Genomic DNA, 23,297 nt, shown 5'->3' on the forward strand with positions numbered 1-23,297 from the left:
GCTCTTTCCTATCCATAATGGCAACTACTCTACTCTGCTTCTCTCAGCTAATCTCGACTCATCTAGGCTCTGCTCAAAAACTGCTCATCTACTCTCACTTACGTTATTCAATATACAACACCGAACGGCCGTGCGTCAACCTTGATAAATTTACGAAGTGAGACATACCATACGAAATGAATAAGATTAGACCTTGGATAAATCAGGACGAAGAGCTTGTGCTCCGTTTAAATAGACATGGCGAACTTCCGCTTGTGTCTTGTCAGTATTAATCAGCACCATTAAACGGATACAGCGCTCCAGACTGCCTTTGACAGGAACCTCCAGCGCGCACATCAGCGGCACCAGCTCCCAGCCCTTCATTTGGCGAATCGCACGAGCGGGGAACGTCTCATCTAGATCGTTCGTCACTGTCACGAACACGCTGCAAATGTCATCTGGCACAATTTCATTTTGCGCAACAATTTCATGAAGCATTTCGATCGTTGCGTTTAGGATTGACTGCTCCTCGTTGACATCAACGGTAATCGCACCACGAATACCTCTAACACTCATTACAGTTCGCCCTCCTGTTTCAATTGCTCTACGATCTCTCTTACCCACTGCACCGGAACATTCGGCATGATTTCCACTTTGCCTACTGCTGTCGGGACGACGAAAACCATGGTGCCCTCCGTAAATTTCTTGTCGTGCATCATCGCATCCATAATCGCGTCCACGTCAAAATGCCCAGGCAGCCGTATAGGTAGACCACTCTTCGAAAGCACCTTCTTTGTTACCGTGTACACTTCTTCAGGTGCACCATAACGCAATCCCAGCTTAGCCGAGCCGATCATGCCGATCGAAATCGCTTCGCCGTGCAGCAGCTCGTTATAGCCGGCAACGGCTTCCAAAGCATGACCTATCGTATGGCCTAGATTCAAAATCGCACGAAGGTCATTTTCCCGCTCATCCTGCGACACGACTGCCGCCTTCACGCTGCAGCCTTTGTAAAGCGCATAGCCCAGCGCTTCTGGATCAAGCGCCAGCAGCTTCTCAGCATTCTCATCGCACCAATCGACAAATGCGCTGTCCCATATCAACCCGTGTTTTACAACCTCGGACAATCCGGCCTTCACTTCACGGGGAGGCAGAGATTGAAGGGTTTGTAAATCATACAATACGAGCTCAGGCTGATGGAATGCGCCAATTATATTTTTGGCAAGCGGATGATTCACCGCTACTTTTCCGCCCACGCTGCTATCATGAGCCAAAATAGTTGTTGGAACCTGGACAAACTTAATCCCCCGCATGTAAGAAGCTGCAACGAAGCCTGCAAGATCGCCTACGACCCCGCCGCCAAGCGCTATAATCGCAGACTTGCGATCAAGACCGGCTTCCAGCGCTTTCGTGACAAGGCTCTCAAGCATCACAAGCGATTTCGAGCTTTCTCCTGACGGCACGACAGCGCTAACCGTCTTGAAGCCTCCCTCGGCCAGCTCCGTTTCAAGCGCTTGCAAATGAAGCTTCGCTACATGAATGTCTGTAATGATCATAAGGGGAGATTTTTTGCTAATGCCGTGCTTCTCGAAATAAGAGGAGGCCTCCTGCAGGAGGCCCTCCCCGATATAGATGGGATAAGAGCGGTCACCTAATTCAACTGTAAGCTCACGCATGCTTAGTACCGTTCCAGCTGCTCTTGATAGCTGTTCAAATTCGCGCGAATTTCTTCAATGGAATCGCCGCCGAACTTCTCAAGAAACGCCTTGGCTACTTCCCAGGCCACAACATGCTCCATCACTACACTCGCTGCAGGAACGGCGCAGCTGTCGGAACGCTCTACTTGAGCCGTGAAGGGCTCCTTCGTATCGATATCGACGCTGCGAAGCGGCTTATAAAGCGTCGGTATCGGCTTCATTACGCCGCGCACAACAATTTGCTCTCCATTTGTCATTCCGCCTTCGAAGCCGCCTAGACGGTTCGTTGCCCGATGATATCCGCGCTTAGCATCATACATAATTTCATCATGTACCTGAGATCCGCGAAGCTTAGCCGCTTCAAAGCCAATTCCGATTTCGCAGCCTTTGAAGGCATTAATGGACATAACGGCTTGCGCGATTCGCCCATCAAGCTTTCGATCCCATTGCACATGGCTGCCCAATCCAACCGGAGCGCCTTCAATAATGCATTCCACGATGCCGCCGATGGAATCGCCCTCGGCTTTAATTTGATCAATATAAGCCGTCATCTTGTCTTCCGTTTCCTTATCAACTACACGAACCGACGATTCCTCCGTCAAGCGGATCAGCTCGTCTACAGGAAGCTGATTGGCAGGCGCTTCGATTTCACCGATGCGAATAACCTGTCCTGCTACCTTGATTCCGAACTCTGCAAGCAGCTGACGGGCAATAGCTCCCACCGCTACACGCGCTGCCGTCTCACGGGCACTGGAGCGTTCGAGCACATTACGCAAATCCTTCAGGTTATATTTCAAGCCTCCGTTCAAATCCGCGTGACCAGGACGCGGGCGATGAACACGTCGCTTCTCTTCATCGCTGCCTTCAATCGGTTCAATGTTCATTACCGTTGTCCAATGCTTCCAGTCATTGTTCGCTACGACAACCGCGACTGGAGCTCCAGTCGTTTTGCCGTGACGCACACCGCCTACAATGTTTGCCGTATCCTTCTCAATTTGCATCCGGCGTCCACGGCCATGGCCCTTCTGGCGGCGATGCAGTTGAAAATTCAATTCCTCGAAATCGAGCGTAAGATTGCTAGGCAAACCTTCGATAATAGCTGTTAATTGGGGTCCGTGGGTTTCCCCCGCTGTCAAATACCTTAAACTCAACGAAAGCTCCTCCTTCAAAGCAAGCATCTAAGCGCCTGCTGTGCTTTACTGCACTAAACATCTTTGCTCATTATAGTACAGCAATACAGGTTTGACAAGAATACGGACCTCGTGAAAACGGGCAGAGCAGCAATGACAAAAGGCTTGCTTGCCTTCTAAGAAGACAAACAAGCCCGTCTAATCGTCGTGCGCCTATACGCTGTTAATCGGTCGTTTTTCACGATGAGCCAGCCCATCATTCAGCAACAGCGAATCATTTACGAGTCTCGCCATTTGTCCACTGTCAACGCCAATAATTTGTGCGCATTCCTGTATCGTAATAAATCCCCGCCTATAGGCGGCTATTACCTTCCGCTTATCCATTCCCGCTTCATCCTCCAAATCCTTTGGATAAGATTAGTATTGGAGAAGATGGAAGGAGGTATACATTACCCTTCAGCACGGCGATAAAAGAATGTATCCGCCGTCTCAAAGCCATATTGCGATGGTGAGAAGATTTGCTCCGTGCTGCCAACAAACAGCAGACCGCTCGGCTTAAGCGCTTTAGCAAATTTGTGATACAGCAGATTTTTCGCTTCCTCAGTAAAATAGATCATAACATTCCGACATACAATCAAATCAAATGAATGGTCAAAAGGATCATGAAGCAAATTTTGCTGTTTAAACTGAATATGCTGCTTTAACTGCTCGGATACAAGAAAAGCGCCATCGTCCTGCTTGAAATACTTCTGGCGGCAGTCAACTGGAACGTCACGCAAGGAGCGCTCCAAGTAATTGCCCTCCTTCGCCTTCTGCAGCACATTCGAATCCAAATCTGTCGCATGCAAAGCGGTACGCTGTAAAACTCCCAGTTCAGAAAGAATCATCGCAAGCGTATAGGGCTCCTCCCCGGTTGAACAGGCCGCGCTCCATACCTTAAGCCGATTCTCCTTTTTTAGCATCTCCGGTAAAAAACGGTTTTGAAGCACTTCCCACCTGGAAGGATTCCGATAAAATTCAGAAACGTTGATCGTCATGCGATCGAGAAATTCATTCATCATGCTCCGATTCTGCTCTATCGCCTTCCAATACTCCTCGAACGTCTGAAAGCCATGCTTCATCCGTAAAGTCGTAAGCCTGCGCTTCATTTGAGCTTCCTTATACTGCGACAAATCAATATCGGTCTTCTGCTTTATCCGTATAATAAATTGTGTAAAATCACGATCCTCCAGCATAGATGCCTCCATCGTTAACAGATTCGCAGATCAAACCCACCGTTGAATAGTATGTTCATAGCTTACCAGTTCCGAAGGAGAGAAGAAAATGCCAATTTCTCTTTCCGCATTAGCGATAGAATCTGAACCATGAATTAAGTTGAAATTCGTATGTACGGCAAAATCAGAACGAATCGTGCCAGGAAGAGCATCCAGCGCATCTGTTTTCCCGATTAATGCACGTGAAAGGGCAATCACATTGTCACCCTGCCATACCATGGCAAATACTGGGCCCGACGTAATAAAAGTAAGCAGCGGCTCATAAAAGCCTTTACCCTTATGCTCTGCATAGTGTATTTCCGCAAGCTCTTGGCTGATGATCATAAATTTGGCTGCAGACAGCTGCAGTCCCTTTCGTTCAAACCTTGATACGATTTCCCCGATTAAGCCGCGCTGCACGCCATCAGGCTTAATCATTAAAAACGTTCTCTCCATCGTCAACCATTCCTTTCCAGTTCAATGAATTAATAATTACGTTTTCCAACAAAGTGAGCAATATCAGTCAAGTTCTTTTTCGCCGACACATTTGGCAAACTCTCTAATGCTTGCAGCGCTTTTTTTATGTAACGGTTCGCGAGCTGATCTGCAAGGTCGCCGCCCTCGCTTTTACGTATCATCTCGATCGCGCAGCCGGCATCCTTTTGACCTCCATGCTCTCGAATAACAGCAATCTCTCTCAGCAGCGGTTCTCTTATTCTCATGTCCCTAAGTGCCAAAATAACCGGCAGCGTAATGTTCCCTTGCCTCATATCGGAGCCTGGCGGTTTGCCGATTTGTTTTTCTGTTCCGTACAGGTCTAGCAAATCGTCACGGATTTGAAAAGCCATACCCACATTGTATCCAAATCGGTATAGCTGATTCGCTATCTTGCGATCCGTATTCGCTCCAACAGCGCCAAGCTGACAGCTTATCGCGATTAATAATGCCGTTTTGCGCCGAATACGAAGCAGGTAATTGCGAATCGTCTGATCCGTATTGAAAAAATCGCGAATTTGCTCCATCTCGCCGATACACATTTGAACGAGCGCATTGGATAAAATTTGATGGATCTGCGGGTTCGGAAGCTGTGCAGCTATCGTTAATGCTTTGCCATGAATATAATCGCCGGTATACATGGCAATTCTGTTATCCCATTTGGCTTTAACGGTAAGCTGGCCTCGCCGCGTCTCTGCATCATCGATAACATCGTCATGCACGAGGGAAGCCATATGGATAAGCTCCAGAGGAACGGCGATCCGCTTCATGACATCAAGCCGGTAATCGCCGAATTTCCCCGCGAGCAATACGAATACGGGTCTAATCCTTTTGCCTCCCGCTTTGAGCAAATGCAAGGAAGCATCGCTCAGAAGCACATGGTCATCAGACACGCTGCGCTCAAGCTCATCCTCTATTTGATTAAGATCGCCTTTCATCTTTGCATACAAGTCTAGTAGTTTCATTCTTTCACCTATTGGGCAGATTGGTCTTCAAAAAAAGTAAGCTCCACATCATTCGCAAGCAGACCAAGCTGCTTTGAATAGCGGAAATATAACTTAAGTCCTTCTTGCAGCTTGCTCCCAAAATCGTATTGAAGCGAATGAAAGTACATATTCCAATACATGGACTCCCCGCCAAGACGTGAACAAGCATAGGCAATAAGCGGATCAAGATGCTGTTTATTATACTGCTTGCTCGCAATAAATGCTTGATAAACGGCTTGCATAAGATCCGGCGCTGCTTTGGCGAATTCCTTTCTTGCCGCGACAACAGCGTAGGTCATACCGAGTCCAGTCCATTCATTCCACAATTGTCCGAGATCCAGAACATGGAGACCATGCTCTTTCCAGGAGGCTTCAATGGCAGGATCACCTATAATTAAAGCTGCATCAGTCGATTCCAGCATGCTCTCGAGCACGGGTGCGGCCTCCACATACTGCGGGCTGCACTCGTAATACATCTTCATAATTATTTTCAGTAAATTAATTGAGGTTGCGGAGGTTGTCGTGACCGCAATTTTCTCGGGTCTCTTACGATCAATCGGTTCTTTCATGAACAAGAGTATCGATTTCACAGGTCCGACTGAGCCTACAGACAGATGAGGCAGTAATAAATAATCGTTAGCATTTTGTCCGTAGGAGAACGAGGATATCGCCGACACGTCGAGCGCTCCGGTTTGAAGCAATCGGTTTAATTCAGAAGGTACACGCGGTATCACTTCATAGCTATTTAAAGCTGCATGCGCTTCGAATTTGTGAAAAAGCGGCCATGCATTCGCATAATCAATTCTACCGATGGTGATCGGGCGATTTAGGCCCATTCTGCTCATCTCCCCATCTTCTGTACAAATCATGTTCAATATTCATATTATCCAGCACTTTGCCAACCATGAAATCAATCATCTCTGCCATCGATTGCGGCTTGTAATAAAAAGCCGGCATAGCAGGAATCATCCTTACGCCTAAACGAGCTAAAGTCAGCATATTTTCCAAATGTATCGCATGCAGCGGTGTTTCTCTAGGCACGAGGAGCAGAGTTCTGTTCTCCTTCATCATAACATCTGCCGCTCGTGCCATTAAATTATTTGAGCTGCCATGGGCAATGGACGACAGTGTCCCCATTGAACAGGGCATGATAACCATACCTTGAACCCGGAAGGAGCCGCTGGCAATCGTTGCGCCAATGTCTGCATTCGGGTGAAAAACGAGTCTGCCATTTTGTACTGCCTCTCCAAAACGCTGCTCTAGCGCAGCTGCCCTCCGTGAAGTTTCCCAGCCCATCTCTTCCTTCAATACACGCCAGCCTGCTTCTGTAATGATGAGATGAACCTGGCAGTCCAGGCGCAGCAGCTCTTCGATAAGTCGAATGCCATAAATAGAGCCGCTGGCACCCGTAATCCCTACAACCCAGCGGCGCTGCCAGCTTACTTCATTCACATTCATCATCCTTTCTACCATTGACGCAGAACCAGAAGATCAACGATGGTAAATAAGAATAACAAGACGCTTAACGTGCCGTTCATACCGAAAAATGCGGTTTGAACGCGAGACAAATCGTTGGGTCGCACAAGACGGTGCTGATAGAACAGTAGTCCAATTGAAATGATCGTTCCAAGCAAATACATCCAGCCCAGCTCTGTTATCCAAAATAAAGCGATAAAGCCGATTGCCGTCAGCAAATGCAGAGATCGCGCGATCCAAAGAGCGCCAGCAATGCCAAATCGTGCAGGTATCGAATACAAGCCTGCATTTCGATCATACTCGTAATCCTGCGTCGCATAAATAATATCAAACCCAGCAATCCAAAGAGCTACTGTAACGTATAACAGCCACGCTGCCAGATCAAAGCCGCCTGTAACCGCCACCCAGCCGCCAAGCGGCGACAGAGCAATAGTAAAACCAAGAAAAATATGACAAAGCCATGTAAAGCGCTTCGTGTACGAATACAATACGAGAAATACAACTGCGATTGGCATAAGCTTAAGGGCAATTGGCGCCAAATTAACGGTTGCTACAAACATAAGCGCAAATGAAACAATAATAAAAAGCAGAACCTCCGCCGATTTCAGCAAGCCGGCTGGAAGCGCCCGCTTCTCCGTGCGCGGATTGCGCAAATCAATCGCTTTATCTATCAAACGATTTAAGCTCATGGCTGCGCTGCGGGCACCGAACATAGCTAGCGTAATCCAGCCGATTTCTGCCCAAGAAGGAAGTCGCTGCTCCATCACCACAGCGCCTAATATTGCGCCCATAAAAGCGAATGGCAATGCAAAAACAGTATGTTCAAATTTAATCATTTCAAGAATAATGCCTAATTTGCGAATCATTGCTGTTCCTTCTCCTTTGTTCCCATATGCAGCGCCGCTACTCCGCCAGTCAGAGGATAAGCTTTCACCTGCGTCAACCCGGCCTCTTCAAATAGTTTTGCCAGCTCCGCACGACCAGGGAACATTTTGAGCGATTCAGGCAGCCACTTGTATTCATCAAAGCGCTTCGCAACAATTTTCCCCATAAGTGGCAAAATACGCCCGAAATACAAATTATACATGCCCTTAAACGGCTGCCAGGTCGGCTTCGACACCTCTAAGCAAACGATTTGTCCGCCCGGCTTGACAACACGCCTCATTTCTTTCAGCACCTGCAGGTAGTCCGGAACATTACGAAGACCGAAGCCTATCGTAGCGTAGTCAAAGGAGTTATCCTCGAAGGGCAGGCTCATTGCATTGCCTTGTACGAGTGTTATTTGCTTGCTTAAGCCCAGCTTGTCTAATTTGACCGCACCGACATCGAGCATGTTCTGACTAAAATCCAGACCGATGATTTTCCCTGTCACACTGGCATCAGCGAGTGCGATCGTCCAGTCACAGGTGCCGCAGCAAAGATCGATCGCGGTTTGCCCTGGCTGAACGTCCATCTTCTTCATCGTGAATTTACGCCATGCTTTATGTCTGCGAAAGCTGATTAGATCATTCATAAAATCATATTTTGGCGCAATACGTTCAAACACGCCATGGACATGACTTTTAGAGTTCGTATCCATCGTTTTCAAGTCACCTCGTCTCGTTGAATGCAGGTATATAATCGGTTCGTTTGTTTAATAGCGCATCGACGATTTGAATCATTTCACCGAGTAACTTGTCCGATTCCAGCTTGCCTGCGATTTCTTTTACTGCCTCAGCAGACTGCTTCAGCTTGTTAGAAAGCTGACTGCGCACATCATATTTTTCCACTAATCCTGCAATAAATGCAGGCTCGTTAGGATGCAGGGACAACCGCTCCCGCTCCTCCTCTGTTCCTTCTTGCATGACATGCCAGTAAGCCCAGCTCTTATCGAATCTAGAGGGGCTCTCGCTCCGCTCAAGCTCTTCGAGTACGACCTCGCAGCGGCTGATGTCAATTAGAACTTCTAACCAAGCACGTGATAATGTGCCCTCTAAAACGCCGGAAAAAAGCTGAAACAACGTGCTTTTCAACTGAACGACCGCGTTCAGATAATCTTCAGCTGTTACTTTCAGCTGTCTCATGCGCACATATAGGTTCACTTTCAGCCGGTTAACCTCACTTACAGCACTGCTAATCTTGGATACCATGTCAATTTGACCGGCTTGTGCCAGCAATTGATAAAACCTTGCACTAAAATAGTCGCCAGCAAGAACCTTAAGCTGCCTTGAACGCATTTCAGGCTCAGTTCGCTTCTCCTCGTCTGTGTCTATCAGATCATGCGTATCCATGCCAAGCTGTACAAGAGAAGTTACAACCGTAAAAAGCTCGCTATGTTTTGAGACTGAAGGCTGTTGGTCTAGAAACGCATATAGAGCGCGTAGTCTTGAATCCGAAAGCTCCGGAAGCTCTGTATGTGTTTGAATCATGTCATACTTGGTGTACTTTTGAGTGATTTCAGTAATACGATATGGTTTCATGGGGTAAGCCTCCGAACAGAGAAGCGCAAATCGCCGCTCAATAATCTAAACTATTATAGCATAACTTTTTCTAAAGAGCATACGATTCCATCTGTTGTTCAACATTTTGCAACATCCACCGTTCAAGGGCTCTCGTTATCCGCTTGGTTGGCCGAGAAACCCGAAACGGGACCGAAGCGTTCCTCCCATGCCGAAGTGAAGCTGACTCTCAGCCTTTCACGCCAAAGCACATCATGCACCGGATCTGCGTGGACTAGAGCATCCATATCCTGAAGCAGCCAACTGTCCGATTTTCTGACGTCAACGGCTGCCAGCAGCGAGCTGCCCTCCGGCTCCTCATCTACAATTCTGATCAGCACACGCTTTACGTTTTGCAGTTGCAGGAAAGAAGTGCGAACGAGCTTTTGAACATCCTGAAACCATGCGGAGGGACGTCCATTTGCTGCATTTACCATTATTTCAACGGACAAAACGCCGCTCCCCCACTCTGCTTTATTTAGACGCTCATTCAATTTTGCCGCGATGAGGACATCCACTAAATTATTATTGGTAACACGAACGGCAGGCGTAGTCTGAAAAACAGCAACCTCGCTCCCATTGGAGGGATGCTGCCTGGATTTATCCGGCAGCCAGCTTAGTAATAAGAGCACCGCAAGCACAGCAGCCCAAGCGGTCATCCATGGTTTTATGATTTTCACCCTGCACCTCCAAAAATCTATTATTCTGCGCTCTATCCTAATGTTTCTCATTGTAAAAATAGCATATACACCATTGTACGAGCGCAGAAGGTTGATTATTCGAAAGAGCATGCAGGGCATAGAAAAAGCAGGCTTCGCCTGCTCTGCGCCTTCGTGCTATTGATCCGTTTCCATCGTGCCGTATTTCGTCATAACTACAGCTTTGCCGCGAATTTTAATCGCCGACGTGTGGTCAGTAAATTGACAAATTAATATTTCATTTTTGTCCAGCTTCTCCGTGTGATGAAACTTCGTATCTTGTCCGCGTGTCAAACCGATGACTTGTACACCCTGGTCCTTTGCTTTGACAATTATATACTCGCCATGAGTAGGCTCCATCGTTATCCCTCCGCATCCGATATTCCAAACCGTCCATGTGAATTATAGTGGAAGTCGATCATTTGTGCAATGTCTGAACTCACCTAAATCACTAAAAAACGCTCGAACGGCATTCCGCTCGAGCGTCGCTTGTATACGAATACCTAATTGGATACAAGGTCCTTAAGTGATTTTCCTGGTTTAAAAGCAGGTGTTTTGCTAGCTGCGATTTCGATTTCTTCCCCCGTTTGCGGGTTGCGGCCTTTACGGGCCTGACGCTCACGAAATGATGATAGGTAACTCTTCGGTATGACCTCCGAGTTTTCCCCCATCCCACACCGTACGTGCGGCTTTCACCGCATACGGCGTTCCATCGAATAAGATGCCTCTAAGAGGCTCTCTACGGGCTCAGTCACCCGAGCTTAAGAGTTGGGACTACTTTGCCTCGCCAACAACTACCTATCCTTTTAGTAGCTCCTCTTGGAGCTTTAAAAGCGTCGTCCGAATTTTCCTATCCATTGTCTGTACACCACAATGGAGCTGATTATGACAGTTTGGGCATAAGGTAACCAGATTCGGGACCTTGTTTACCTTGTCAATTGAAAGGTACGGCTTGCGATGATGTACCTCCACGTTGTGAGGGTAAACAAATTTTTGCAACACACACATTTCACTTTATCGCGCTTAATGGCATAAGGTCGGTTCATGTAATACTCGAAATTATGACGGTAGTTATTGTTCCTAGCGTAAATTCCAAGCATATCATCATTCGTCCAAATGTCATCCAAATGAAGCTTCCTGAGTTTCTGGTTTGCTTCACGCCACAAAGCTCTTCCATCCTTCGTATACGGCTTCCACTTGGGATCGTATATTCTGGCATATTGAACCTTTGTACACGAGGCTCTTGTAAATCCAACCTTGCAAGATTCGTTGAAGAACTCTGCATAGGTTTTCATCGTATACCCTTCGTGTCTAACGACCCGATTTGAAAGATCTTTGAGTTGCACGACATGCTTTGTGTAGTTGCTTCCGTATAGTTTTCTGAAGGTGCCGATCATCGAGCGAACCATCGCATTGTCCATCTTGGAAATAAAGCCTTAGAGATCCCGATACTATAGTCGTTCGTTACCCCCAATTACTTTCGAGTTAATTAGCTCGATCTTTTCCAATCTGTCCGAGAGGTTCTTGTGCCGTCGAAGTTGATTGATATCGTCGCAGATCTCCCTCAGTTTAGGCTTTACTCTGTCCATATCGGGGATGACCTTGGCAACAATGATCTCATCTAACCTCTTCTTTTGCGCATATATGTGGAACCCGAGGAATTTTATCGGATGCTTTTGACAGTCCGTGATTAGAGTTTTCCCTCTTGAAAGATCTAAATCTAGCTGGTGAGAGAGATACTTCTCAATCTAATTCAACAGTTTTTCGGCATATGCTGCATCATGGCACATGATAATCCAATCCTCCGCGTATCTAATTAGATGAACGGGTTCATGTTTGGCGACTGACTTTTTCTTCAGTAATCGGTAATCCTTTTCGACGATGGTGCGACCATTTCTTGTGCGTGGCACCATCATCAGAGATTTTGGCTTTGAGCATCTTTTTAATAAGCATAAGGAATCTTTTATTCTTGATGCCCATATTCCAAAGGAGTTCAATGAGTTTATTGTGGTTGATATTATCAAAGCAGCCCTTGATATCGCCCTCAATAGCTGTGTAGTACTTATGGTTGATACATTGAACTAATCTGGCTATTGCATGCTCTGTGCTGCGGTAAGGTCTGAATCCATAGCTGTATTCCAAAAATTTGGTCTCGGCATATGGTTCTAATCCCATTCGAGCAATCTCTTGAATTATCCGGTCAACTATGATTGGAATCCCTAACGGTCTAAGCTTACCGTTACTGTTCGGAATGTATCTCCGAAGAACTGCCTGCGGATTGTAGTTGTCAATCTGATCTTTGATTAAGTCGAGCAGTTCTAACGTATCCATCTGCAATTAGTCGTTAATGGTTTACCCATCAGCTCCTGCCGCTTTCGAGCCATGATTCGACTTGATGTTGTGGATGGCTTTGTCAATGACTGCATCAGACTTCATGAAGTCCACAAGATTGTAGATGGGTTTGTTTTCTTTCGAAACCTCATATACCTTATCTTGGAATTCAACCAGATCGGATTCACCTGCGATTTGTGCGTCCTTTGAACCCCATGTCATCCCACCTTAAAAGTAGTTTGACAGGTTAGCTGATTGACTCGGACTTGCCTCGTTTAGACGCACTTGGCTTTTCGTCAATGTTCTTATCCGACTAGACCCCTTCACTCAGGAATGTTTTTATCCTCTCCCATCGTTACCTTTGGGATGTTAGCGGCATTCCGTCATCATTACTATGGGTCTGCTGACTGCTTTCATCAGGCTCTCCGGCAGTGGCATGCCTCCTCTGATTACTCGCTCTCGACTGTTCCGTATGACTTATCCTAGTGATTAAGTTTAGGCTTCCTCTTTACGCCGGGAAATCTGAATCAGGTTTAGAGCCTTCTAACTGTGCCTGATTATCCATCGTCATGTTGAGACGTGGATCACCACAACCATCGAAGAAAGAAGTGGTTCATTTCCTTGGGTATCCCTACCAACGGTTTGTCGGGAGGCGGTAATAACGACGCGTCAGACAAGGATTAGTCTCCTAGCCATGCTTAATCTTAGAGTCCCGCAGTATCTTCCCATGCACCTTTACAGACGAGAACCGTCATGGGTCAACTTACGACTTTACCTGGCTTCATACGGGTTTGTGTACCACCACTCCACCGCATGCAGGAGTCTCAGACACGCTTCCTTTGTAGGCTCTGGAAGCGACTCGGAATTACACCGAACAAATTAGTCATACAGTTGGGCTTAAATCTTTGCCCTCCGTTTTCCTGTCTCTGCGATTATGCCGCAGTGGCAGTTATACGGAAACAGCCCGCACCTTCGAAGTTACCAAAACCAACCAATTGCACTTTGTCTCCGTTTTGCAGCGCATCGGAAATCGCATCAAAAACGGCATCCACCGCTTTGGTCGCATCCTTCTTAGAAAGATCAGACAATTCAGCTACTTTAGCAATCAAATCTGTTTTGTTCATTGTTTCACCTCCTTAAAATTTTTGCGTAGCAAAACTTACTTCGTAAGCACATGAAGACTCATCTTATCCCTCTTATTAACTGAAATCTTCAAAAATATACCTTTTGATCGAACAAACCTATAGTAATACAGCCGATTGCCAATTTCAAGTACTAACACGATTTTCCGGCAATACAAATAAAACCGCCTCGATATTCGAAGCGGTTTATTCGTATATGCTTTGCTTTAGCTACAAAATGATCGCAATCAGGCCGCCGGAGCCCTCATTGATAATTCGTCCGAGCGTTTCCTGGAGCTTGTAGCGCGCATTGTCCGGCATCATTGCGATTTTTCCCTGTATGCCCTCACGAACGATCGAGTGCAGGGAACGACCGAATATATCAGACTCCCAAATTTTAATGGGATCATTCTCAAAATCTTGCATTAAGTATCTGACCAGCTCTTCACTCTGTTTCTCCGTGCCGATAATTGGAGCAAATTCCGATTCCACATCGACTCGGATCATATGAATGGACGGCGCTGTCGCCTTTAGCCTAACCCCGAAGCGCGATCCCTGACGAATGAGCTCAGGCTCATCAAGCGCCATTTCAGCGAGCGAAGGTGCAGCAATGCCGTAGCCTGTTGTTTTGACCATCTCCAGCGCCTCTGCGAAGCGGTCATACTCCCGTTTGGCATGAGAGAAATCCTGCATTAGCTGCAACAAATGATCTTTACCCCGTATCTCAACGCCTACAACCTCCATCAGAATCCGGTCGTACAGCTCATCAGGGGCGTATAAATCGATTTCTGCAACACCCTGCCCCATATTCATCCCGCTTAGTCCTGCCTTGGCAATGAAGTCGTAGTCCATAAATTGAGTGACAACGCGGTCGACGTCTCTCAGCCTGCGAATATCCTTCACCGTATCGCGAACAGAGCTCTCATAATTGCTCCGCAGCCAGTGATTATCGTTAAGCACCATAACCCAGCTCGGCAAATTCACATTTACCTCATGTACCGGGAATTCGTACAGCACCTCACGGAGAACGGAAATCACATCCTCCTCGCCCATTGTTGCAGCGCTGAGCGTCATAACCGGAATATCGTACTTTGCTTGAAGCTCACTCCGAAGCTGCAGCGCTTCTTCGCTTTTTGGTCTTGTTGAGTTAATAATGAGCACGAACGGCTTTCCGACTTCCTTAAGCTCATTAACGACCCGCTCCTCAGCTACCACATACGAGCTTCTCGGAATTTCGGCTATCGTGCCATCCGTTGTCACAACAACACCTAATGTGGAATGCTCCTGGATGACTTTGCGCGTTCCAATTTCGGCGGCCTCCTGAAAAGGAATCGGTTCTTCGAACCATGGCGTCGTGATCATACGCGGTCCATTTTCATCCTCATAGCCCTTGGCGCCTTCTACGGCATAGCCAACGCAATCGACCAGTCTTACGTTTACCTCGAGTCCTTCGGTAACCTTAAGCTTAACCGCTTGATTAGGAACAAATTTGGGCTCCGTTGTCATAATCGTTTTGCCTGCGGCGCTTTGAGGAAGTTCGTCTACAGCTCTGATACGGTCTGATTCGTTCGTGATGTTCGGAAGCACAACGGTCTCCATAAACCGTTTAATAAATGTTGATTTGCCCGTCCGGACCGCCCCGACAACCCCGAGGTAAATATCCCCGCCGGTTCGTTCGGCTATGTCCTTGAAAATGTCCACTTTCTCCACTGAATATCCCCTCCCAATTGAATTTCCGGTTCGCCGCCATCCACCGGTCAATAGGGCAGGCCAGCGACGCAACTCGTACATGCTTTTTGGACTAGTAACATCTTATGTGCAAGCTTCCCGATTATGACGATTCCTTCTGCGAAATCTTTTTTTGAGCAACAACAATCAACCCTTCCAAGATTGAGTTATATGACCCGATCCACATAACTATGACATTTGAAAGCAAAAAAACCCCCAAGACAAATCGCCTTGGAGATCCATGTAGAAGTGAAGCATTTCATATTGCGCTACGGCTGTACAGCCTGAGGCTCGTTGTTAATCCAATGGTATACCGGAGCCTTTACGGGTACAAAATCGGAGCTGTCAACGAGCAGTGACCGCAGATCAAGCGCAGGCTCGAAGCCAGACTTGCCGCTTTTGTTGACAAACTGCATAATATCAATGCCATAATCGGCATAAACAACCCCATTATCATCGAGAATAGCTTGTAGGGTCTGTCCGGAAAATATACTTATTATCGTCGGAGCTTTCTTGTTCATGCTCTTGTAATCAATATGATAAAAGCCAGGATACATTTTCTCCCCTTTAGGAAGATCGCCGCCGCTCTGTACATGGGTTCTTACCCAGCTTTGAACATCATTTATTTTCTGAAAGGTAACAATATCGAGCAGCTTAATTCTAGGCTTGGTATCCTCGTCTATAATTAAAAAATGAAAGTTTCCGCCATTCTCGAATGCTGCGGCAGGAATCGTGCTCAAATAGCCTGAACGGCCAAGTATATCAAAATCGACATAAAACTTTTCATAAAGCGGCGTGTCTACTGTACTGTTTTTCATCGGCAGCATTCCCGTATCGCTCTTATATTGATCAATAGCACCTTGCACATTGCGTACAGCTTCTTTAGGAGCGGCTTGATTTTGTCTCAGCTCGCTATCTGGGTATAAGCACCCTGTCAAAGTAGAAAGCGCAAATAACAAAGCGATTAAAGCCGCAGAGCTGCATATGCTTCTCCGCAGCCCTTGTCTATAAACAAATTTCATTTTTAATCCTCCTGAAAGGTTTGTAAAGCAAACTTGCTTCGTAAGCATCTGCTTACCACAAATCATCGTTTTCCTCTGCCTGTCTGGCGAGCTGCCTTGCGACTGCGGCGCGAAGCGGATCAAGCGGGATGTCTACCTCTACTTTACCTTCCACTTTCGCTTGACAGGCTAAACGGATTTGGTCGCCATCCAAACCAGACAGCTTCCTGCGTTCATTATCGGAGATCGGCTGTAGCTCACCTCCCGGTCGGACCATCACCTTACACATAAAACAAGCAGCCTTCCCCCCGCAGCGCGTTTTGATCGGCAGATTAGCGAGTCTGGCGGCCTCTAGCAGCGTCGTGCCCGGCTTCACCTTAACCACTTTGCCGGATGGCCAGAAGGTGACCTCACCATTCATAGCATGCCACCTTCCTCTCCTGCTGTGATCAGACCATGCAGCTCTTTCTTAGCCTCATCGGTAAAGTGGCTGCTTAATTCAATCGCTTGAAGCGCCCCTTCATGCAAGCTGGGATTGGCCGCAATCGCAGCTGCGATAAGCTGTACGCGATCGCTCCTGCCCCGAAGCATATTGAAGCAAAGCTCGTGAGCAAGTGGCACGATACAGACATCCAGATCTTTACGGATTTGAATTCGCGCTCCATACGGCAGCAGAAGCTTTCGTACGGCTGTCACGTAGCGGCAGCCTAAAGCAGATACCTGAAACCCTCCAACTAATTCGACCTGAACATCATCAATGATAAAGTGACACAGACAGGAGCGATACATGCTGGTCACGCTGATTGCCGGTTCATCAATGGCATACAGCTTGAGCGAGTCATATATATTTTGAACATCCTCCAGATCACAATAGATATCCAAATCCCGCGGCTTTGCCGCAAGCGGAAGTCCCCTCAGCATTAAGCCGACACTCCCGCCAACAATCCAACTTTCTTGTTTTGCTTTTGTCGCTTGTACAACAGTGGCCAGCGCAGTATGAATAATTTCGTTTCCAGTCATCGCCGGCACGTCCTCTTTCTTAGAAGTAAGGTTTATTAGCTGCTGCAATTTTAGCCCCCGCATCTTTGATAATTGCCTGGCAGCCAAGCCGGTAGCCTTCCTCGAACTCCTCTGGCTCAAGGCGGTCCCACTCCTCGTCCGTTATCCCTTCAAGCTGATCTCCGCCCTCCGTGACAATGCAGCGACAACGTGCGCAGGTGCCGCGAGCGCAGGAGAAGCCCCAATCCACATCATGCTTCAGTGCAAGATCCAGCAGCGATAAGCCAGCTTCCGCCTCTACGATTGCTGTTTTTGTTCTTCCCTTTAATTCAATCATTTTATTTCAAAGTCTCCCTTTCATTATGCTGTTAGCCATGCAGTATGTACGCATATTAAATTTTGTCGCCTAAACGATCGATATCAACCCGCATAAAAAACCAATAATGAGAAGCACAAATGCAACCAATGATAGAACAAACTTTATAATGCCCTTCGTTTTCAAACGAGCAAATGTTATTAATAGAGCCGCGATCGCCATCATCCCTATTCCGATAAGCGAGACCCACATTTTAGTCATTGGATCCATAGTTATTCCATTCTCCTAATCTATATCAATATGAATACTCCATTATTATAACATCGGAGAAAAAAAAGGACAAAAGCAGACAAGATTCTGCACCGAAAAAAAATTCCGGAACGAACCTCCGCTTTTGCCGCAGAGCTTTATTTCTTCATCATCATTTTCATTAAGGCTTCCATGTTAGACATGCTCATGCCGCTTGCTTTGACAGCCTTCACGATATCATTCACCGTTGATTCCGTAACCTTTACCTTCGCCATATCTGAAACCTGCTTGATGAGCTTACGCAGCTCAGCCTCATCCTGCATGGTCTCGGCTGTGACGCCGCTGGCAATTTTTTTGATCGAATTTTCGGTTATTCCTTTGCCGGTTTTTTTGTTTATCGCGTTCAGAACGTCTTTGGAAAAATCTTTTGTCATACCCTACACCTCCAGGATGCACTGAAATATTGCTCTTTGCATCATATGAGATGGGTATAGGATTGGTGTAGGCGCTCCCGCCTACACCAGTTCTTCGATTTCATGAGTGCGTAATCTGCCCATCAAATGCTCAACGGCTGTTCTTGGCTCCTTGCTCGCAAACAACACCTCGTACAGCTGAAAGGTGATAGGCATTTCTACCTTATATTGCTTCGCAAGCTCATAAGCAGCTCTTGTCGTTTTTACTCCTTCAACAACCATGCCCATACGCGCCAGAACCTCATCCAGCGGTGTACCGTCAGCTAACATGTAGCCTGCCCGCCAGTTTCGGCTGTGCTTGCTCGTGCATGTGACTACAAGGTCGCCTACGCCCGCTAGCCCGGCAAAGGTTAGCGGATTTGCGCCCATCGCTGTCCCAAGCCGTCCAATTTCCGCCAATCCTCGCGTCAAAAGAGCTGCTTTCGCATTATCGCCAAAGCCTAATCCATCCGTTAAGCCTGCACCCAGCGCAATAATGTTCTTGATTGCTCCAGCAACCTCAACCCCAACAACATCCGGATTCGTATATACGCGAAAGTGAGTGTTCATCAGCGCATCCTGAGCTTGCTCGGCTGCATGTATATTCGAAGATGCGACGACTACCGTTGTCGGCTGCTTCCGAATAACCTCTTCCGCATGGCTAGGACCTGAAAGCACGACTAGCTGCTCATCTCTCCGACCAAGCTCCTCCGAAAGGACGGTTGTCATTCGTTTTAGCGTATCCGTCTCAAACCCTTTCGTCGCATGAACAACTAAAGTACCGGGTGACAAGTAGGGCGCAGCTTGCTTTGCTACCTCTCTCATCGCCCCGGAAGGGGCAACGAACAGAGCAAGCTCCACATCCTGCAGCGCCTGTTTCAGATCCGTTGTAGCCTCGATCCCAGCTGGCAGCTTGACGTCAGGCAGAAATTTTTTATTTTCTTGATTGCGATTAATGCCTTCCGCTTGCTCGGTATTTCGTGTCCAAAGCATAACCTGATAGCCGTTGTTCGCGAGGACGGAGGCGAGCGCGGTACCCCAACTGCCTGCTACAAGCACTGCTGCCCGCTTTATAGCGGATGGATTATGATTTGTCATGCACGGCTCACGATCCCTTCTTTGCACCCAGCTTGTTTTCCGTCCCTTTAAGCAACTTTACAATATTAGATTGGTGACGGACGAATGCGAATATACAAATGAGCAAACTAACGCTTAACAGAGGCAAGGAAAAATAAAAAATGGCAATAAATAATGGCGTCAAGGCCGCAAATAATAACGACCCTAATGAAACATATCTGGTCAATGCAATGGTTGCAATTGCAACGATGCCTGCACACAACGCCGGAACAAAGGCAAGCGTAGCAATCACGCCAACAGTGGTGGCAATGCCTTTGCCGCCTTTAAAGCGAAACCATATCGGCCAGTTATGACCAACTATCGCTGCCAATCCGCATAAAACAGGAATCCATGAATTGTCACTCAAGCCATGCCCGATCCAGACAGCAGCGACTCCCTTTGCAATATCCAGTACAAACACGAGGATGCCCGGACCTTTGCCAAGAACACGCAGCGTATTCGTCGCTCCGGCGTTACCGCTGCCATGCTGACGAATATCAATGCCCTTCACCCACTTGGCAATCACAATACTGAATGATACAGAACCTAATAAATAACTTAAAGCAACCGCGATTACCCCGTATAGCAAACTTCTTCTCCCCTAATCTTCCACGGACTTACGACGCGAGAAAATTCGTATTGGTGTTCCTTCAAAGTCAAAAGCTGCTCGAATCTTATTTTCCAAGTAACGCTCATACGAAAAATGCATAATTTCCGGATCGTTAACGAATACGACAATCGTCGGAGGTTTGGTTGCAACCTGAGTCACATAATTAATGCGCAGTCGCTTCCCTTTGTCAGATGGAGGCGGGTTAATCGCAACCGCATCGGAAATAACATCATTCAACAAATGAGTTTGGATCCGCATCGCATGCTGCTCCGATACATGGTTAACAACAGGCAGCAGCTTTTGTAAGCGCTGTTTCGTCAATGCGGATAGATAGACGATTGGAGCGTAGGACATAAATAAGAAATGATCACGAATGCTTTGCGTAAATTGCTGCATCGTCTTTTCATCCTTTTCTACTACATCCCATTTGTTAACGACAAAGATAGACGCTTTGCCTGCTTCATGGGCATATCCGGCAATATGCTTGTCCTGTTCAATAATACCCTCTTCGCCATTTATCAGAACAAGTACTACGTCTGCCCGCTCGATGGCCTTCATAGCACGCATGACGCTGTATTTCTCAGTTGACTCGTACACTTTACCGCGTTTGCGCATACCTGCGGTATCAATGAGAACATAGCGCTGTCCGTCCCGCTCGAATGGCGTATCAATGGCGTCTCTGGTCGTTCCCGCGACATTACTGACAATGACGCGATCCTCTCCAAGCAGGGCATTTACAAGGGAAGACTTGCCAACATTCGGCCTGCCGATCAATGCTACGCGAATAACATCCTCGTCATAGCCGTCCTCTGTCTGCTCCGGCAGCAGCTCAACCGCCGCATCCAGCAAATCTCCGATTCCAAGCCCGTGCGATCCTGATATTGCAATCGGCGTACCAAAGCCCAGTCCGTAAAATTCATAAACCTCATCCATGCGGTTCTCATTATCCACTTTGTTGACGGCCACAACGACAGGCTTGCGCGAACGAAAGAGCATTTGAGCTACTTCATCATCCGCATGCGTCAAGCCTGATTTCGCATCGACCATAAAAATAATAACATCCGCTTCTTCAATGGCCAGTTCGGCTTGCATACGGACTGACTTCATAATTTCATCTTCACCATCAATTTCAATGCCGCCCGTGTCAATAATACTGAACGGCTTACCATTCCATTCTCCAGTGCCATAAAGCCGGTCACGTGTGACACCCGGTTTATCCTCAACAATTGCCAGGCGGTCGCCGATAACGCGATTGAAAATGGTAGACTTACCCACATTCGGACGCCCGACGATAGCAATAACGGGTCTTGCCATAATTAGTTTTCCACTCCTTCAAAAATACTCACGATAACCATCATAGCAAAAAAGTGCGTTCTTGGCTAACTTTTCATGTTATCGGTGGTCAACCAAAATAATCGTCCCATTTTTCAAATCATGGGCGCTGGCATCTAATATTTTTTCGAGCAGAAAAGCTGTTTGTTCCAGCATTTCCTTACTCTCCTCGATAAATACAGGAGCACCGCCGTGAGCCTTCTCTGCCTTCAAAGCTACTACTGCTACGATTTTAGCCATTTTCGCCAGCCTCCTTCTTATTTACCGAGGCTTCCGTTGGCATGCGAACAGCAGATTCCAATATTGGCACCCGTAAAATAATTTCCTTGCCTTTGCTCGCATCCAGCTCCTGCGGCAATAAAAATACGGCCAGCCTTCCATCCTTTATATCCAGCTTCGCCATTGGAATAAGCATAGGCTCGCCAGAATCCCGATAAAATCCCAGTATGGTGGCAATATCGTAAAGTATGGCCTGTCGCTGCCCAAGATTGCTAAGCGTTGCTTTGCCATTAGAGTTAAATGGAGTCAAAATAAAACCCATTCCTCTTTCCTCTATAATGTCTTGATTCACTTTCAATCCGACATTCATAATATAAATATTTCCAACAAACAGATCGGGGCCGTCAACGCGAACTTTGGCGGATTGAACATCTGCAATATGCGACAAAGATTTGCCGGATTTCAGTTTTTCGACAACCAGCAGCGATAACCCGCCCGCTAATATCCCGAACCAGATGTTTAATAAAATGGAAAAAAGACTGGTCAGCATAGCTGTCATGATAACCAAGTAATTGCGTCCCTCAAACATCATAGCGATATCCTCGATGTAGGTTGAGCCTCGTCCTACCAGCTCTAATTCATCTATCTTGGTCAACGTCTCCCGCTCCATTTTTCGAACGTCTCGAAATTGTGATGCCGCTAAGGTGAGAAACGTAATCGCCGTATAGTCCTTATTGAATAACGCCGGTACGGCTACAGCCCCCAGCGATGCAGCAATGACGGCCAACGAAATATGTATGATGCGACCATGCGTATGCGTCGGATATTGTCTATAATCCGTCCTTAGCATAAGCAACCTCGATAGGACACCTAACATAATGCCAAGCAAAACCCCGACTAAATACTTATTATCGATAAGAAAATACTGCATTACGAGGATCGGCCTCCTTTTACACGCCATAGGATGAGACTTAGCTTGGATATCCCAAGACGCATAAGCAGGAGCATCATACTACATATCCTTGCAGTTACAATAGCAATCAAAAAGCTATCCCACCACGCTAATGAGCCTATGAACGGTACATTTGTGCCGGACATCAATGCAGCATGCAGCACTTCACCAAATACCGCTCCCCAAACGAGCATGCCGAATTGATGCTTTACCTGTGAGGAGAAGGCACTGCACAACAAACCTCCAGCTATAGGAGAATCCCAGCTTGGACTTAGCCAAAAAAATACAGGGTCATAACTATAGAGCATTCGAGTAAATCCCCAAATGGTGGCAATCAAAAGCGCTGAGAGCACCAAATACACTTTATAGCCCACCTCTTCAGGATCTAAATAAATGAGGAAAGCCGCAATTATAACTATACATGCGCTCGCATGAACGTGAAGCTGCAGATTAAAAATGACAAGGGACAACCACAGTGAAGTCGGAATAACTGCTGCAAGTAAAAGCACAACAATCGCCATTTTACGACTATCCGTGTCGGGCGCCAAATATGGCCTCCAGCCGGTGGCTGCTAGAATAAGCACGATAAGCACAATACCTAGGGAAACATAACCTGGATTCAGTGGAATCACCTCTTGTCCCCCTATTATGCACCAAAAAAAAGGAGCTATTCCTGCGAT

Annotated in this window: 31 protein-coding genes and 2 pseudogenes; all 33 read right to left on the bottom strand. The window is 47.0% G+C overall.

The window, feature by feature from the left end; all coding sequences use genetic code 11:
* Positions 1–186: 186 nt before the first annotated feature.
* Entirely contained in the window at positions 187–555 is a 369-nt protein-coding gene (aroH, locus tag ACO9K6_RS03045) for a chorismate mutase (RefSeq protein WP_424766063.1), read from the bottom strand.
* Positions 555–1,655 (bottom strand): 3-dehydroquinate synthase, encoded by a 1,101-nt coding sequence (aroB, locus tag ACO9K6_RS03050; protein ID WP_424766064.1) that lies wholly within the window; start codon positions 1,653–1,655, stop codon positions 555–557. Before aroB ends, aroH begins: the two co-directional genes overlap by 1 nt.
* A 2-nt stretch (positions 1,656–1,657) precedes the next feature.
* Positions 1,658–2,827 (bottom strand): chorismate synthase, encoded by a 1,170-nt coding sequence (gene aroC / locus ACO9K6_RS03055; protein WP_424766065.1) that lies wholly within the window; start codon positions 2,825–2,827, stop codon positions 1,658–1,660.
* Between the two features lie 192 nt (positions 2,828–3,019).
* On the bottom strand, positions 3,020–3,190 hold the full coding sequence (locus tag ACO9K6_RS03060; protein ID WP_424766066.1) for a hypothetical protein: 171 nt from the start codon (positions 3,188–3,190) through the stop codon (positions 3,020–3,022).
* A 65-nt stretch (positions 3,191–3,255) separates the two neighbouring features.
* On the bottom strand, positions 3,256–4,041 hold the full coding sequence (locus tag ACO9K6_RS03065; RefSeq protein ID WP_424766067.1) for a CheR family methyltransferase: 786 nt from the start codon (positions 4,039–4,041) through the stop codon (positions 3,256–3,258).
* 30 nt (positions 4,042–4,071) lie between these two features.
* Positions 4,072–4,515, bottom strand: a complete 444-nt coding sequence (gene ndk / locus ACO9K6_RS03070; protein ID WP_424766068.1) for a nucleoside-diphosphate kinase — start codon at positions 4,513–4,515, stop codon at positions 4,072–4,074.
* Positions 4,516–4,544: 29 nt separating this feature from the next.
* Entirely contained in the window at positions 4,545–5,519 is a 975-nt protein-coding gene (locus ACO9K6_RS03075; protein WP_424766069.1) for a polyprenyl synthetase family protein, read from the bottom strand.
* An 8-nt stretch (positions 5,520–5,527) separates the two neighbouring features.
* On the bottom strand, positions 5,528–6,376 hold the full coding sequence (locus ACO9K6_RS03080) for a menaquinone biosynthetic enzyme MqnA/MqnD family protein (protein ID WP_424766070.1): 849 nt from the start codon (positions 6,374–6,376) through the stop codon (positions 5,528–5,530).
* Entirely contained in the window at positions 6,345–6,998 is a 654-nt protein-coding gene (locus ACO9K6_RS03085) for a UbiX family flavin prenyltransferase (protein ID WP_424766238.1), read from the bottom strand. Before ACO9K6_RS03085 ends, ACO9K6_RS03080 begins: the two co-directional genes overlap by 32 nt.
* Positions 6,999–7,006: 8 nt before the next feature.
* Positions 7,007–7,882 carry a UbiA-like polyprenyltransferase gene (locus tag ACO9K6_RS03090; protein WP_424766071.1) on the bottom strand — a complete coding sequence of 292 codons (876 nt, stop codon included), beginning with the start codon at positions 7,880–7,882 and terminating at the stop codon, positions 7,007–7,009.
* On the bottom strand, positions 7,879–8,595 hold the full coding sequence (locus ACO9K6_RS03095) for a demethylmenaquinone methyltransferase (RefSeq protein WP_424766072.1): 717 nt from the start codon (positions 8,593–8,595) through the stop codon (positions 7,879–7,881). The genes ACO9K6_RS03090 and ACO9K6_RS03095 overlap by 4 nt, the downstream gene beginning before the upstream one ends.
* A 10-nt stretch (positions 8,596–8,605) precedes the next feature.
* The gene (locus ACO9K6_RS03100; RefSeq protein WP_424766073.1) at positions 8,606–9,475 is read right to left on the bottom strand and encodes a heptaprenyl diphosphate synthase component 1; all 870 of its coding nucleotides are present in this window, start codon (positions 9,473–9,475) and stop codon (positions 8,606–8,608) included.
* Between the two features lie 122 nt (positions 9,476–9,597).
* On the bottom strand, positions 9,598–10,173 hold the full coding sequence (locus ACO9K6_RS03105; protein WP_424766074.1) for a hypothetical protein: 576 nt from the start codon (positions 10,171–10,173) through the stop codon (positions 9,598–9,600).
* A 156-nt stretch (positions 10,174–10,329) separates the two neighbouring features.
* Positions 10,330–10,551 carry a trp RNA-binding attenuation protein MtrB gene (gene mtrB, locus ACO9K6_RS03110; protein WP_424766075.1) on the bottom strand — a complete coding sequence of 74 codons (222 nt, stop codon included), beginning with the start codon at positions 10,549–10,551 and terminating at the stop codon, positions 10,330–10,332.
* 143 nt (positions 10,552–10,694) lie between these two features.
* Positions 10,695–10,814, bottom strand: a pseudogene (locus tag ACO9K6_RS03115) (HU family DNA-binding protein); the annotation flags it as partial.
* Between the two features lie 175 nt (positions 10,815–10,989).
* Positions 10,990–11,199: an HNH endonuclease gene (locus ACO9K6_RS03120; protein ID WP_424766076.1), complete on the bottom strand. Its 210-nt coding sequence runs from the start codon at positions 11,197–11,199 to the stop codon at positions 10,990–10,992.
* Positions 11,118–11,600, bottom strand: coding sequence for a hypothetical protein (locus tag ACO9K6_RS03125; protein WP_424766249.1), 483 nt, complete (start codon positions 11,598–11,600; stop codon positions 11,118–11,120). Before ACO9K6_RS03125 ends, ACO9K6_RS03120 begins: the two co-directional genes overlap by 82 nt.
* A gap of 421 nt (positions 11,601–12,021) precedes the next feature.
* A complete protein-coding gene (locus ACO9K6_RS03130) occupies positions 12,022–12,522 on the bottom strand; it encodes a reverse transcriptase domain-containing protein (protein ID WP_424766077.1) in 501 nt (166 codons plus the stop codon).
* Between the two features lie 21 nt (positions 12,523–12,543).
* Positions 12,544–12,744, bottom strand: coding sequence for a hypothetical protein (locus tag ACO9K6_RS03135; protein WP_424766078.1), 201 nt, complete (start codon positions 12,742–12,744; stop codon positions 12,544–12,546).
* A 749-nt stretch (positions 12,745–13,493) separates the two neighbouring features.
* Positions 13,494–13,646 (bottom strand): annotated as a pseudogene (locus ACO9K6_RS03140) (HU family DNA-binding protein); the annotation flags it as partial.
* Positions 13,647–13,874: 228 nt separating this feature from the next.
* Complete coding sequence (spoIVA, locus tag ACO9K6_RS03145) at positions 13,875–15,353, bottom strand: stage IV sporulation protein A (RefSeq protein ID WP_424766079.1); 1,479 nt, start codon at positions 15,351–15,353, stop codon at positions 13,875–13,877.
* A gap of 287 nt (positions 15,354–15,640) precedes the next feature.
* Entirely contained in the window at positions 15,641–16,393 is a 753-nt protein-coding gene (locus ACO9K6_RS03150; protein ID WP_424766080.1) for a hypothetical protein, read from the bottom strand.
* Positions 16,394–16,445: 52 nt separating this feature from the next.
* Complete coding sequence (locus ACO9K6_RS03155) at positions 16,446–16,793, bottom strand: 2Fe-2S iron-sulfur cluster-binding protein (RefSeq protein ID WP_424766081.1); 348 nt, start codon at positions 16,791–16,793, stop codon at positions 16,446–16,448.
* Positions 16,790–17,392: a nucleotidyltransferase family protein gene (locus ACO9K6_RS03160; RefSeq protein ID WP_424766082.1), complete on the bottom strand. Its 603-nt coding sequence runs from the start codon at positions 17,390–17,392 to the stop codon at positions 16,790–16,792. The genes ACO9K6_RS03155 and ACO9K6_RS03160 overlap by 4 nt, the downstream gene beginning before the upstream one ends.
* A 19-nt stretch (positions 17,393–17,411) precedes the next feature.
* Complete coding sequence (locus ACO9K6_RS03165; RefSeq protein WP_424766083.1) at positions 17,412–17,708, bottom strand: 2Fe-2S iron-sulfur cluster-binding protein; 297 nt, start codon at positions 17,706–17,708, stop codon at positions 17,412–17,414.
* Positions 17,709–17,777: 69 nt separating this feature from the next.
* On the bottom strand, positions 17,778–17,957 hold the full coding sequence (locus ACO9K6_RS03170) for a DUF2768 family protein (protein WP_424766084.1): 180 nt from the start codon (positions 17,955–17,957) through the stop codon (positions 17,778–17,780).
* Between the two features lie 137 nt (positions 17,958–18,094).
* A complete protein-coding gene (locus tag ACO9K6_RS03175) occupies positions 18,095–18,370 on the bottom strand; it encodes a stage VI sporulation protein F (RefSeq protein WP_424766085.1) in 276 nt (91 codons plus the stop codon).
* 81 nt (positions 18,371–18,451) lie between these two features.
* Complete coding sequence (locus ACO9K6_RS03180; RefSeq protein WP_424766086.1) at positions 18,452–19,486, bottom strand: NAD(P)H-dependent glycerol-3-phosphate dehydrogenase; 1,035 nt, start codon at positions 19,484–19,486, stop codon at positions 18,452–18,454.
* A gap of 7 nt (positions 19,487–19,493) precedes the next feature.
* Positions 19,494–20,093 (bottom strand): glycerol-3-phosphate 1-O-acyltransferase PlsY, encoded by a 600-nt coding sequence (plsY, locus tag ACO9K6_RS03185; RefSeq protein ID WP_424766087.1) that lies wholly within the window; start codon positions 20,091–20,093, stop codon positions 19,494–19,496.
* A 12-nt stretch (positions 20,094–20,105) separates the two neighbouring features.
* Complete coding sequence (gene der, locus ACO9K6_RS03190; protein WP_424766088.1) at positions 20,106–21,428, bottom strand: ribosome biogenesis GTPase Der; 1,323 nt, start codon at positions 21,426–21,428, stop codon at positions 20,106–20,108.
* A 78-nt stretch (positions 21,429–21,506) separates the two neighbouring features.
* The gene (locus ACO9K6_RS03195) at positions 21,507–21,686 is read right to left on the bottom strand and encodes a capping complex subunit for YIEGIA (RefSeq protein WP_424766089.1); all 180 of its coding nucleotides are present in this window, start codon (positions 21,684–21,686) and stop codon (positions 21,507–21,509) included.
* Complete coding sequence (locus tag ACO9K6_RS03200) at positions 21,679–22,596, bottom strand: YIEGIA family protein (RefSeq protein ID WP_424766090.1); 918 nt, start codon at positions 22,594–22,596, stop codon at positions 21,679–21,681. Before ACO9K6_RS03200 ends, ACO9K6_RS03195 begins: the two co-directional genes overlap by 8 nt.
* On the bottom strand, positions 22,596–23,249 hold the full coding sequence (locus ACO9K6_RS03205; protein ID WP_424766091.1) for a YphA family membrane protein: 654 nt from the start codon (positions 23,247–23,249) through the stop codon (positions 22,596–22,598). The genes ACO9K6_RS03200 and ACO9K6_RS03205 overlap by 1 nt, the downstream gene beginning before the upstream one ends.
* Between the last annotated feature and the right edge of the window lie 48 nt (positions 23,250–23,297).

It is taken from the genome of Paenibacillus praedii (assembly GCF_049725345.1).
Lineage (GTDB): Bacteria > Bacillota > Bacilli > Paenibacillales > Paenibacillaceae > Pristimantibacillus.

Coding starts and splice junctions, on each gene's coding strand:
- aroH (WP_424766063.1), bottom strand. CDS start 555: ATGAGTGTTAGAGGTATTCGTGGTGCGATTACCGTTGATGTCAACGAG.
- aroB (WP_424766064.1), bottom strand. CDS start 1,655: ATGCGTGAGCTTACAGTTGAATTAGGTGACCGCTCTTATCCCATCTAT.
- ACO9K6_RS03060 (WP_424766066.1), bottom strand. CDS start 3,190: ATGGATAAGCGGAAGGTAATAGCCGCCTATAGGCGGGGATTTATTACG.
- ACO9K6_RS03065 (WP_424766067.1), bottom strand. CDS start 4,041: ATGCTGGAGGATCGTGATTTTACACAATTTATTATACGGATAAAGCAG.
- ndk (WP_424766068.1), bottom strand. CDS start 4,515: ATGGAGAGAACGTTTTTAATGATTAAGCCTGATGGCGTGCAGCGCGGC.
- ACO9K6_RS03075 (WP_424766069.1), bottom strand. CDS start 5,519: ATGAAACTACTAGACTTGTATGCAAAGATGAAAGGCGATCTTAATCAA.
- ACO9K6_RS03080 (WP_424766070.1), bottom strand. CDS start 6,376: ATGGGCCTAAATCGCCCGATCACCATCGGTAGAATTGATTATGCGAAT.
- ACO9K6_RS03085 (WP_424766238.1), bottom strand. CDS start 6,998: ATGAATGTGAATGAAGTAAGCTGGCAGCGCCGCTGGGTTGTAGGGATT.
- ACO9K6_RS03090 (WP_424766071.1), bottom strand. CDS start 7,882: ATGATTCGCAAATTAGGCATTATTCTTGAAATGATTAAATTTGAACAT.
- ACO9K6_RS03095 (WP_424766072.1), bottom strand. CDS start 8,595: ATGGATACGAACTCTAAAAGTCATGTCCATGGCGTGTTTGAACGTATT.
- ACO9K6_RS03100 (WP_424766073.1), bottom strand. CDS start 9,475: ATGAAACCATATCGTATTACTGAAATCACTCAAAAGTACACCAAGTAT.
- mtrB (WP_424766075.1), bottom strand. CDS start 10,551: ATGGAGCCTACTCATGGCGAGTATATAATTGTCAAAGCAAAGGACCAG.
- ACO9K6_RS03120 (WP_424766076.1), bottom strand. CDS start 11,199: ATGTGTGTGTTGCAAAAATTTGTTTACCCTCACAACGTGGAGGTACAT.
- ACO9K6_RS03125 (WP_424766249.1), bottom strand. CDS start 11,600: ATGGTTCGCTCGATGATCGGCACCTTCAGAAAACTATACGGAAGCAAC.
- ACO9K6_RS03130 (WP_424766077.1), bottom strand. CDS start 12,522: ATGGATACGTTAGAACTGCTCGACTTAATCAAAGATCAGATTGACAAC.
- ACO9K6_RS03135 (WP_424766078.1), bottom strand. CDS start 12,744: ATGACATGGGGTTCAAAGGACGCACAAATCGCAGGTGAATCCGATCTG.
- ACO9K6_RS03150 (WP_424766080.1), bottom strand. CDS start 16,393: ATGAAATTTGTTTATAGACAAGGGCTGCGGAGAAGCATATGCAGCTCT.
- ACO9K6_RS03155 (WP_424766081.1), bottom strand. CDS start 16,793: ATGAATGGTGAGGTCACCTTCTGGCCATCCGGCAAAGTGGTTAAGGTG.
- ACO9K6_RS03160 (WP_424766082.1), bottom strand. CDS start 17,392: ATGACTGGAAACGAAATTATTCATACTGCGCTGGCCACTGTTGTACAA.
- ACO9K6_RS03165 (WP_424766083.1), bottom strand. CDS start 17,708: ATGATTGAATTAAAGGGAAGAACAAAAACAGCAATCGTAGAGGCGGAA.
- ACO9K6_RS03170 (WP_424766084.1), bottom strand. CDS start 17,957: ATGGATCCAATGACTAAAATGTGGGTCTCGCTTATCGGAATAGGGATG.
- ACO9K6_RS03175 (WP_424766085.1), bottom strand. CDS start 18,370: ATGACAAAAGATTTTTCCAAAGACGTTCTGAACGCGATAAACAAAAAA.
- ACO9K6_RS03180 (WP_424766086.1), bottom strand. CDS start 19,486: ATGACAAATCATAATCCATCCGCTATAAAGCGGGCAGCAGTGCTTGTA.
- der (WP_424766088.1), bottom strand. CDS start 21,428: ATGGCAAGACCCGTTATTGCTATCGTCGGGCGTCCGAATGTGGGTAAG.
- ACO9K6_RS03195 (WP_424766089.1), bottom strand. CDS start 21,686: ATGGCTAAAATCGTAGCAGTAGTAGCTTTGAAGGCAGAGAAGGCTCAC.
- ACO9K6_RS03200 (WP_424766090.1), bottom strand. CDS start 22,596: ATGCAGTATTTTCTTATCGATAATAAGTATTTAGTCGGGGTTTTGCTT.